9 protein-coding genes and 1 riboswitch are annotated in these 9,026 nt (G+C 70.3%); of the genes, 3 read left to right on the plus strand and 6 right to left on the minus strand.

Going from position 1 to position 9,026, the window contains the following annotated elements; translation table 11 throughout:
* The 3 genes from F9K34_RS14315 to thiB form a co-directional block, all read right to left on the minus strand.
* Window positions 1-408, minus strand: a 408-nt coding sequence (locus F9K34_RS14315) for an ATP-binding cassette domain-containing protein (protein ID WP_291337650.1), incomplete at its 3' end; no start/stop codon positions are given.
* Window positions 395-1,963, minus strand: coding sequence for a thiamine/thiamine pyrophosphate ABC transporter permease ThiP (locus F9K34_RS14320; RefSeq protein ID WP_291337652.1), 1,569 nt, complete (start codon window positions 1,961-1,963; stop codon window positions 395-397). The genes F9K34_RS14320 and F9K34_RS14315, both read right to left, overlap by 14 nt.
* Window positions 1,939-2,937: a thiamine ABC transporter substrate binding subunit gene (gene thiB, locus F9K34_RS14325; protein WP_291337653.1), complete on the minus strand. Its 999-nt coding sequence runs from the start codon at window positions 2,935-2,937 to the stop codon at window positions 1,939-1,941. The genes F9K34_RS14320 and thiB overlap by 25 nt, the downstream gene beginning before the upstream one ends.
* A gap of 38 nt (window positions 2,938-2,975) precedes the next feature.
* Window positions 2,976-3,084: riboswitch (TPP riboswitch) on the minus strand.
* Window positions 3,085-3,267: 183 nt separating this feature from the next.
* Here thiB and aroC point away from each other — a divergent pair.
* Genes aroC through F9K34_RS14340 form a run of 3 tightly spaced genes read left to right on the plus strand, consistent with a single transcriptional unit; the run spans window position 3,268 to window position 5,972 of the window.
* On the plus strand, window positions 3,268-4,371 hold the full coding sequence (gene aroC / locus F9K34_RS14330; protein ID WP_291337655.1) for a chorismate synthase: 1,104 nt from the start codon (window positions 3,268-3,270) through the stop codon (window positions 4,369-4,371).
* The gene (locus F9K34_RS14335; RefSeq protein WP_291337656.1) at window positions 4,368-5,024 is read left to right on the plus strand and encodes an HD domain-containing protein; all 657 of its coding nucleotides are present in this window, start codon (window positions 4,368-4,370) and stop codon (window positions 5,022-5,024) included. Before aroC ends, F9K34_RS14335 begins: the two co-directional genes overlap by 4 nt.
* Before the next feature lie 60 nt (window positions 5,025-5,084).
* The gene (locus F9K34_RS14340; protein WP_291337657.1) at window positions 5,085-5,972 is read left to right on the plus strand and encodes an extracellular catalytic domain type 1 short-chain-length polyhydroxyalkanoate depolymerase; all 888 of its coding nucleotides are present in this window, start codon (window positions 5,085-5,087) and stop codon (window positions 5,970-5,972) included.
* On the opposite strand, the gene F9K34_RS14345 is transcribed toward F9K34_RS14340, so the two are convergent.
* The 3 genes from F9K34_RS14345 to F9K34_RS14355 form a co-directional block, all read right to left on the minus strand.
* Window positions 5,959-6,843, minus strand: a complete 885-nt coding sequence (locus F9K34_RS14345; RefSeq protein WP_291337659.1) for a DMT family transporter — start codon at window positions 6,841-6,843, stop codon at window positions 5,959-5,961. The two genes, F9K34_RS14340 and F9K34_RS14345, sit on opposite strands and share 14 nt — an antisense overlap.
* Window positions 6,844-7,018: 175 nt before the next feature.
* Window positions 7,019-7,306 (minus strand): HU family DNA-binding protein, encoded by a 288-nt coding sequence (locus tag F9K34_RS14350; protein WP_291337661.1) that lies wholly within the window; start codon window positions 7,304-7,306, stop codon window positions 7,019-7,021.
* 154 nt (window positions 7,307-7,460) lie between these two features.
* The gene (locus F9K34_RS14355) at window positions 7,461-8,942 is read right to left on the minus strand and encodes an AMP nucleosidase (protein ID WP_291337663.1); all 1,482 of its coding nucleotides are present in this window, start codon (window positions 8,940-8,942) and stop codon (window positions 7,461-7,463) included.
* Window positions 8,943-9,026 lie beyond the last annotated feature (84 nt).

Genomic DNA, 9,026 nt, shown 5'->3' on the forward strand with positions numbered 1-9,026 from the left:
GCTCTGCTGCCCGCCGGAAAGCGTGCCCGGCCGCCGGTCGCCGAGCCCGGCCAGCCCGGTGCGGGCCAACGCCTCGGCCAGCCGCGCCCGGTCGGAGGACGTCAGGCGCAGATCGGGGCGGAGGCCGAGCCCGACGTTCTGGCTGACCGTGAGGTGCGGGAAGAGGTTCTGGTCCTGAAACAGGATGGAGAGCGGACGCAGCCCCGGTGCGGTGTCGGTGATGTCCTGCCCGGCCCAGCGGATTCGACCCGATTCCGGCGGAAAGTAACCCGAGATGACCGAAAGCAGCGTGGACTTTCCCGCGCCCGACGGGCCGATGACGGCGACGCGCGCGGCTGCCGGGATGGTGAAATCCGCCGTCAGGCGGAAGTCGTCCTGGGTGATGATCAGGCGGTCAAGCTCCAGCATTGGCACGGCCCCCCCGGTCGAGAAGCCAGAAGGCGGCGAGGCTGAGGCCGAGGAGCAGAACCGCCGCGCCGGCGGCGTCGGCCATCCTGTAGGCGCCCATCAGCCGGTAGAGCTCCAGCGGCAGCGTTGCCCGGTCGGCATCGGCGTAAAGCGCGATGACGCCGAGATCGCCCATCGAGAGCGCCGCCGTCAGTCCGGCCGCGAAGCCCAGGGGCCGGCGCAGGCGCGGCACGGTCAGGAGCCTCAGGCGCGCGATACCCCTCATCCCGAGGCTCTGGGCAAGCCGTCCGTAGCCCGCCTCGAGGTCGCGGGCGGCGGGGATGAGGCTGCGAAGGGCGAAGGGGAGCGCCATCACGGCATTGACGGCCACCGTGACCGGGAGCGCAAGGTCCGCCGGGCTTGCCATCGGCCTGAGCAGCAGGAAGAGCCCGGTCCCGGTGACAAGCGCCGAGGTGGCGAGCGGCAGCATGCCCACCGTTTCCAGGATGCGCACCCGGCCCGCCCGCGCCACGGCAAGCGCCATCGGCAGCGCCAGTGCCAGCGTCAGCGTGGTCGAGGCGGCCGCGACGAGGGCGGAGCGGCACGCCGCCGCCCATACCGGCGCGGGGAGAGACGCGAGGCGGGGCAGGCCCGAGAGGGCGACGGCTGCCAGCGGCGCGAGCAGAAAGAGCGCGGCCATGGCGATGAGACCGGTGTCGAGCGCCCGGAGCGTGCCGGTCCGGGCGTCCCAGCGCGCGACGGGCCGGTCAAGCCCGGTACCGAACGCGGAGGGTGCGGCGAAGCGGGCCGCGGCGAGCGCGGTCGCGGCACAGAGCGCAAGTTGCAGGCTGGCGAGCGCGGCCGCGCGGCCGAGATCGAAGTCGAAGCGGAAGGCCTGGTAGATGGCAAGTTCCACGGTCGTCGCCCGAGGCCCGCCGCCGAGGATCAGCGCGGTCGCGAAGCTGGTGAGACAGAGCAGGAAGATCGTGGCGAAGATGCCGGGGGCGAGCGCCTTCAGCATCGGCCGTTCCAGATGCCGCGCGACCTCGGCCGGGCCGAAGCCGAGCGCGGCGGCAAGCCGGAAGCGTTCGGCGGGAATCGCGAGCCAGCCCTGCAGCAGGAGCCGGACGGCGAGCGGCAGGTTGAAGAAGACATGGGCGAGGACGACGCCGCCGAGACCGTAGATCGAGACACGACCGAGCCCGAGGGCGGCCAGGGCGTCGTTGACGAGGCCGCCGCGGCCGAAGATCGCCAGCAGCCCCATCACCGCCACGACTACGGGCAGGATGAACGGCGCGCCAAGGAGCGTGATGAGAAGGCCGCGGCCGCGGAACTGCCGCCGCGCCAGCGCACGGGCGACGGGGACGGCGAGCGCGAGGCTGATCGCGGCTGAGAGCGTGGATTGCAGCAGGGTGAACCGAACCGCCGCCCAGTCGGCAGGGCCAAGCATGGCGATGCCGCCCGCGCGGGCCAGCACGGCTGCCAGCGGCAGGAACGTGAGCGCAGCCACCAGCGTGGCCGCGCCCCCGGCGGAAAGCCGGAACCCCGCGCCTAGCGGCTGAGCGCGGTCTGCCATTCGGCCAGCGCCGCGTCGCGCACGGACGCGGCCTCAGCCTGCGGCAAGAGCAGGCTCTTTTCCGGCCGGATCAGCGTCTCGAAGCCCTTCGGCAGGCCCGCGGCCGGGGTGACCGCCGGATACATCCAGTTGGTTCCCGGGATCACCGACTGGAACGCCTCGGTGGTCATGAAGGTCAGGAACCGGTCGGCCAGTTCGCCATTCTGCGAGGACTTCAGCTTCGCCGCGACCTCGACCTGCAGGTAGTGCCCCTCGGCAAAGGGGGCGGCGGCCTTGGAGTCGTCGCCCTCGGCGATGAGGTGGTAGGCCGGGGAGGTAGTGTAGGACAGGACCATGTCCGCCTCGCCCTCGAGGAACAGGCCATAGGCCTCGGACCACCCCGGCGTCACGGTGACGATGTTGTCGGCAAGCCCCTGCCAGATCTCCGCCGCGCGGTCGCCATAGGCCTTCTTGACCCAGAGGAGAAGGCCGAGTCCGGGCGTGGAAGAACGCGGATCCTCGATGACGATGGTCAGGTCGGAGGCGGCAAGCGCCTCGAAATCGGCCGGAACAGTATCGATCTTCGTCTTGTCGTAGACGAAAGCGAACCAGCCCCAGTCGTAGGGCAGGAAGGTCGGATCGGTCCAGTCGACCGGCAGGGCGAAGGCGGCGTCGGTCGCGGGGCGCGGCGCGAAGAGGCCCGACGCGGTGGCACGCGCGGTCAGGCTCGTGTCGAGGCCAAGGACCACGTCGGCCTCGGTCGCCTCGCCCTCGAGCAGGAGCCGCGCCAGAAGCGCGGCGCCGTCGCCGGTCGCCACGAACTGCAGGTCGCAGCCGCAATCCGCTTCGAATGCCTCTTCCACCGTCGGGCCCGGGCCCCATTCGGCGACGAAACTGTCGTAGGTATAGACCGTGAGCACGGGCGCAGCGGCCGCGGGCGCGGCGGCGGCAAGAGATCCCGCGAGCATCAGGGTCGAGAGGTGGGTCGTTCGCATCTCGCTTCCTCCAATGGTCGGACGGGCGGAGATGGTGGCGCTTGCGGCCGGACCTTCCCTCCGCCGGTGCTAACCGGTTCAGGTTCGACGGGTTCGCTTGCGCATCTCAGTCCCGGACGCCTGTCCGGGACACCCCGAGGTGGGGCGCACCATAACCGCGGTTCGGCGGGTTGCAAGCGGAAACCGCGCCGAGGGGCGCCGCCGCGCGCGCCGGATCGGGACCCGGCGCCCATCGCGAGGAATTTCGGCCTGGGGGAACGGCACAGGCGAGGGAACGCTTGAGCGGCGGCGCCGGCTTCGCTATGGCGCTTGGGGCAAGGGAGCGTGCCCATGAGCTTCAATACCTTCGGCCATCTTTTCCGCGTGACGACATGGGGCGAAAGCCACGGGCCGGCGCTGGGCGCCACCGTCGACGGCTGCCCGCCCGGAATCGCGCTGGAGCCGGCGGCGATCCAGCACTGGCTCGACCGACGGAAACCCGGGCAGAACCGCTTCACGACCCAGCGCCGCGAACCGGACGAGGTGCGGATTCTCTCCGGCGTCTACGAGGGACGGACGACCGGGACGCCGATCCAGCTGATGATCGAGAACACCGACCAGCGGTCGAAGGACTACGGCGACATCGCGCGCACCTTCCGGCCGGGGCACGCCGACATCACCTACTGGCTGAAGTACGGAATCCGCGACCCGCGTGGCGGCGGCCGGTCCTCCGCGCGCGAGACTGCGGCGCGGGTGGCAGCCGGTTCGGTCGCGCGCGAGGCGCTGAAGGCGCTGGTGCCCGGGGTGCGGATCATCGGCTACATGGTGCAGATGGGCCGCCTGAGGGCGGATCGCGACCGCTTCGACATGGAGGAGGTGGAGCGCAACCCGTTCTGGTGCCCGGACGCTGCGGCGGCGGCGATCTGGGCCGAGCATCTCGACGAGTTGCGCAAGTCCGGCAATTCGGTGGGCGCGGTGGTGGAGGTGGTCGCCTCGGGCGTTCCTGCGGGCCTCGGGGCACCGATCTACGGCAAGCTCGACAGCGATCTTGCGGCGGCGATGATGTCGATCAACGCGGTGAAGGGTGTCGAGGTCGGCGCGGGGATGGCGGCAGCCGAATTGACGGGCATCGAGAATGCCGACGAGATCTTCATGGGGAATGACGGACGGCCGCGGTTCTCCTCGAACCACGCCGGCGGGATCCTTGGCGGCATCTCGAGCGGGCAGGATGTCGTCGTGCGTTTCGCGGTGAAGCCAACGTCGTCGATCCTCACCCCGCGCCGTTCGATCACGCTCGCGGGCGAAGAGACCGAGGTGGTGACGAAGGGCCGCCACGATCCCTGCGTCGGAATCCGCGCGGTGCCGGTGGGCGAGGCGATGATGGCCTGCGTGATCCTCGACCACCTGCTGCTCCATCGCGGCCAGGTCGGCGGCGCGGGCGGGCGGATCGGATGAGCCTCGCCGCCCTCCGGATGGCGCTGCGCGAGGCGCTCGCACAGGAGGCGGCGGGTGGGGATTCGGCACATGACCTCGCCCATTCCGACCGGGTCTGGATGCATGCCCGCACGATTGCCCACGGAGAGGGGATGGCGCCGTCGCGCATCCTGCTCTGCGCGGCCTATCTCCATGACCTCGTGACCCTGCCGAAGGACCATCCCAAGCGGGCGAAGGCCGCGATGATGTCGGCCTCGGCAGCGGGGCCGGTGATGCAGGCGCTCGGACTCTCGCCGTCGGAGGTTGCCCAGGCCCGCCACGCGATCGAGGCACACAGCTACTCCGGCGGCGGGCACCCGACCTCGCCCGAGGCGCGGATCCTGCGCGATGCCGACCGGCTGGAGGCCTTGGGCGCGGTGGGCGTAGCGCGGACCTTCGCGGTGGCGGGCGCGTTGGGCCGGCCGCTCTTTCACCCCGACGACCCCTTCGCGACCGACCGGCCGCTCGACGATCAGGCCTGGGCGCTCGACCATTTCGCGGTCAAGCTCCTGAAGCTGCCGGAAACCTTCCTCACCGCGACGGGCCGAAAGCTCGCCGAGGAGCGGGCGCAGGTCATGCGCCGGTTCCTCGCCGATCTCGCTCGCGACCTCGGGGCGCGCGAACCGGGCTGGTAGGCGCGACGGAACCCCGTGGCTGCCCCGTGTCAGGCTTCGGGGGCGCGGAGGGAGTTTCCGATGATCCGCATACTTCTTGTGCTTCTGGCGATTGCCGGCCTGCCCGGAGCGGCCCAGGCCGGACTCACGTCCGGCACGTTGCGCCACGACGGGATGGATCGCAGCTTCCGGCTCTACGTGCCCGACGGGCTTTCCCGCTTTCCCGGTCCGCGGCCGCTCGTCCTTGTCCTTCACGGCGGTGGCGGGTCCTCGCGCGAGGTTCGCTACGCCACCCGCGGCCGCTTCGACGCGCTGGCCGAGGAGAACGGCTTTCTCGTCCTCTATCCCGATGCCGTGAGGCGGATGTGGGACACCGGATCGGGAGAGATGTCGCGCGGTCTCAGCCCGCGACGCGACGACCATGGATTCCTTGCGGCGCTGATCGCCGCGGTCGCGCGCGACCATCCGGTGGACAGATCGCGGGTCTTCGCCACCGGCGTCTCGCGCGGCGGGATGATGGCCTATGCACTTGCTTGCGACACTCCCGATCTTCTGCGCGCCATCGCGCCGGTGGCGATGGTGCTGCCCGCGGCCGAGGCGCGGGACTGCGCAGCGGGGGCGCCGCTCGGCTTCCTGCTCACGCACGGCACGGCCGATCCCTTCGTGCCCTACGCCGGCGGCGCCATCAACCTCGGCCGGCGCGATCGGGACCGGGTGATGTCGGCCGAGGAGGCGATGGTCGTCTTCGCCAGGCGGAACGGCTGCGGGGGTGCGGTAACGGAGCGGACCGGCCATGTCGAGCATCGCAGCCTGACCGGATGCGCGGTGCCGACCGGGTTCTACAGCGTTGCGGGCGGCGGCCATGGCTGGCCGGGGGGCCTGAAGGCGCTGAAGGGCGGGCTGGCCGGGCCGATCAACACCGACGTCTCCTCGCCCGATGCGATCTGGGCCTTCTTCAGCGCGTTCTGACCGCGAGTTCCTGCGCCTTCGACAGTTGCACCGCGAGGATGCCCGCCGCGACGATGGCGACACCGATGAGGTCGGCTGGCCCGACCCTCTCGCTGAGAAGGACGGAGGCGACGAGCACACCGAAGAACGGGTTGACGAAATGGTAGGTGGCGGCGCGAACCGCGCCGATCCGCGCCACCAGCCGGAACCAGACCCAGGTGGCGACAAGGCCGGGCACGATTGTCGTGTAGCCGAAGGCGAGGGCGAGGCGCTGCGTCCAGTGGACCGTGATCGTTTCGGTGGCGAGCGACGCCACCGCAAGGATCGCGGCGCCGACGAACATCTGCTGCCCGACGATCATCAGCACATTGCCACCCGAGGACGCACCCCGCACCGTAAGCGTGGCCACCGCTAGCGCGAGCGCGCCGATCCCGCAAAGGATCACGCCCGGAAGGCTCACACCGCCCGAGAGGCGCGAGCCCATGATGATCGCCACACCCGCGACCCCCGTGACGAGGCCGGCGATGCCGAGCGGCCTGATCCTCTCGCCGAGGAAGAGCCAGCCGAGGAGCGCCACCAGCAGCGGCATGGTGGAGGCGATGATCGCGGCGAGCGAGGCCTCGATCCACTGGATGGCGACGAAGTTGAGCCCGAGGTAGAGCGCGTTCTGGCAAAGGCCGAAGATCGCCACCGAGCGCCACTGTCCGGGCGTGAGCCGCCAGTTCTGCCCGAGGGCGTGGGCGAGACCGACGCCGATGAGGCCGGAAAGGAGGAAGCGCACCGAGAGCGCGGCGAGCGGCGGCGCGTCCTCAACGATCATCCGCGCCGAGGCGAAGGCCGAGGACCACATGAAGGCGAAGGCGAGCCCCATGGCGATTGCGCGGATGTCCATGGCGTTCCCCTCACGTTCCGGGTGCTTCTTTGCCCCGCCCGGACGGCGGTGGCAAGAGACGGAGGACGGCGCCCGACATGCCTGTGGCACGGGTGCGGACAGGAGCCCCCGAAAACGCAAGGGCCGCCCTCGGGGCGGCCCTTCCTTGCCGGCGGTCCGGCCATGTCGGCACGGCTCAGCCGTTGATCGAGTCCTTGAGCGACTTCGCCACGGAGATCTTCACGACCTTGTCGGCGGGCTTCGTCATCGTCTCGCCGGTGGCCGGGTTGCGCACCTGGCGTTCCGCCCGGGCGCGGCACTGCACCTTGCCGACTCCGGGAAGGGTCACGGCACCGCCGCCCGCCACGGCCCGGGCCACCACGGAGGCGATCGCGTCGAGGGCCGAAGAGGCCGTCTTCTTGTCGGACCCCATCTCGCCGGCGATGGCCGCCACGAGCTCGGTCTTGGTCATCGGTTTGGACATGTCTGTCTCCTCACTGTTGCCCGTCTGCTTGGGGCCTATCTGCGCCTTTTAGCGTCATGTAGTGGCGTTCCACAATGTTTTGTGGCGCGTGGCAAGCCATTTCCGCGCGTTTGTGGCGTATTTTCGCATCTTCCGCCGCGGCATCCCGGCGGATTCACAGGAAGGCCGTCTCCTCGAAGCTGCGCAACTTGCGGCTGTGGATCCGTTCGAGCGGCATCTCGCGCAGGCGCTCCATCGCCCGGACGCCGATGAGAAGGTGGCGGCTGACTTGTGTCCGGTAGAAATCCGTGGCCATCCCGGGCAGCTTCAGCTCGCCATGCAGCGGCTTGTCCGACACGCACAGAAGCGTTCCGTAGGGCACGCGAAAACGGAAGCCGTTGGCGGCGATCGTGGCGCTTTCCATGTCGAGCGCGACGGCCCGGCTCTGGCTCAGCCGCTGCACCGGGCCGGTCTGGTCGCGGAGTTCCCAGTTACGGTTGTCGACGGTGGCCACGGTGCCGGTGCGCATGATCCGCTTCAGCTCGAACCCGTCGAGGGCGGCGACCTCGGCCACCGCCTCCTGCAGCGCGATCTGGATTTCGGCGAGCGCCGGGATCGGCACCCAGACCGGCAGGTCGTCGTCCAGCACCTTGTCCTCGCGCAGGTAGGCATGGGCGAGGACGAAGTCGCCCAGAGACTGGCTGTTCCTGAGCCCGGCGCAATGGCCGACCATCAGCCAGGCGTGGGGCCTCAGCACCGCGATATGGTCCGTCGCCGTCTTGGCGTTGGAGGGGCCGACGCCGATGTTGACCAGCGTGATGCCCTGCCCGCCCCGCCGCTTGAGGTGATAGGAGGGCATCTGCGGCATCTTCGGCAGAAGCGGCATGTCGCCGTCCGGCGTCGTGATCTCGTGGTTGCCGGGCGCCACGAAGGCGGTGTAGCCGGATGCCGGGTCGGCCAGCGCCTTGCGGGCGAAATCCTCAAACTCGTCCACGTAGAACTGGTAGTTGGTGAACAGCACGTGGTTCTGGAAATGCCCGGGGTCCGTGGCGGTGTAGTGCGCGAGCCGAGCGAGCGAGTAATCGACGCGCTGGGCGGTGAAGGGGGCGAGGTGGCCGGACCCGTCCGGGTTGGGCCTGGCGATGCCGTTCACGATGTCGTCGTTCGTCGTGGCAAGGTCCGGCACGTCGAAGATGTCGCGCAGCGGGAAGGAGAGGACGCCTTCCTGCGGGACCGAGACCGAGGGGTTCGAGGCGACGGCGAAATGGATCGGGATCGGCGTGGCGCTCGGCCCCACGGTCACCGGCACGCCGTGGTTGCGGAGCAGCAGGTCGAGCTGCTGGACGAGATAGTTGCGGAAGAGGTCAGGCCGCGTGATCGTGGCGGCATAGGTGCCGGGCACGGCGACATGGCCGAAGGACAACCGGCTGTCGGCCGTGGCATGGGTCTTCGTGGTGATGCGCACCTCGGGGTAGAAGGCGCGGGCGCGGGCCGCGGGCGGGCGACCGGCAAGCGTCTCCTTGAACCGGTCAAAGAGGAAGTGCGTCGCCTGGGCATAGAGCGCTTCCAGCCGTGCGACAGCGGCCTCGGCGTCGGCGAAGGGTTCGGCCGACGCGGCCGGCGGCAGGAGGATCGGGCTCTGGTCGTGGGCGTTCATGGCCTCTGGCTCCGGGGCGGGGCGGTGGGCCGGCGCCGGCGAAACTCCGGCTGGTTCGGCGCAAGGGAATTCGGGTCTCTGGTC

Source organism: Albidovulum sp. (assembly GCF_008933605.1).
Classification (GTDB): Bacteria; Pseudomonadota; Alphaproteobacteria; order Rhodobacterales; family Rhodobacteraceae; genus Albidovulum.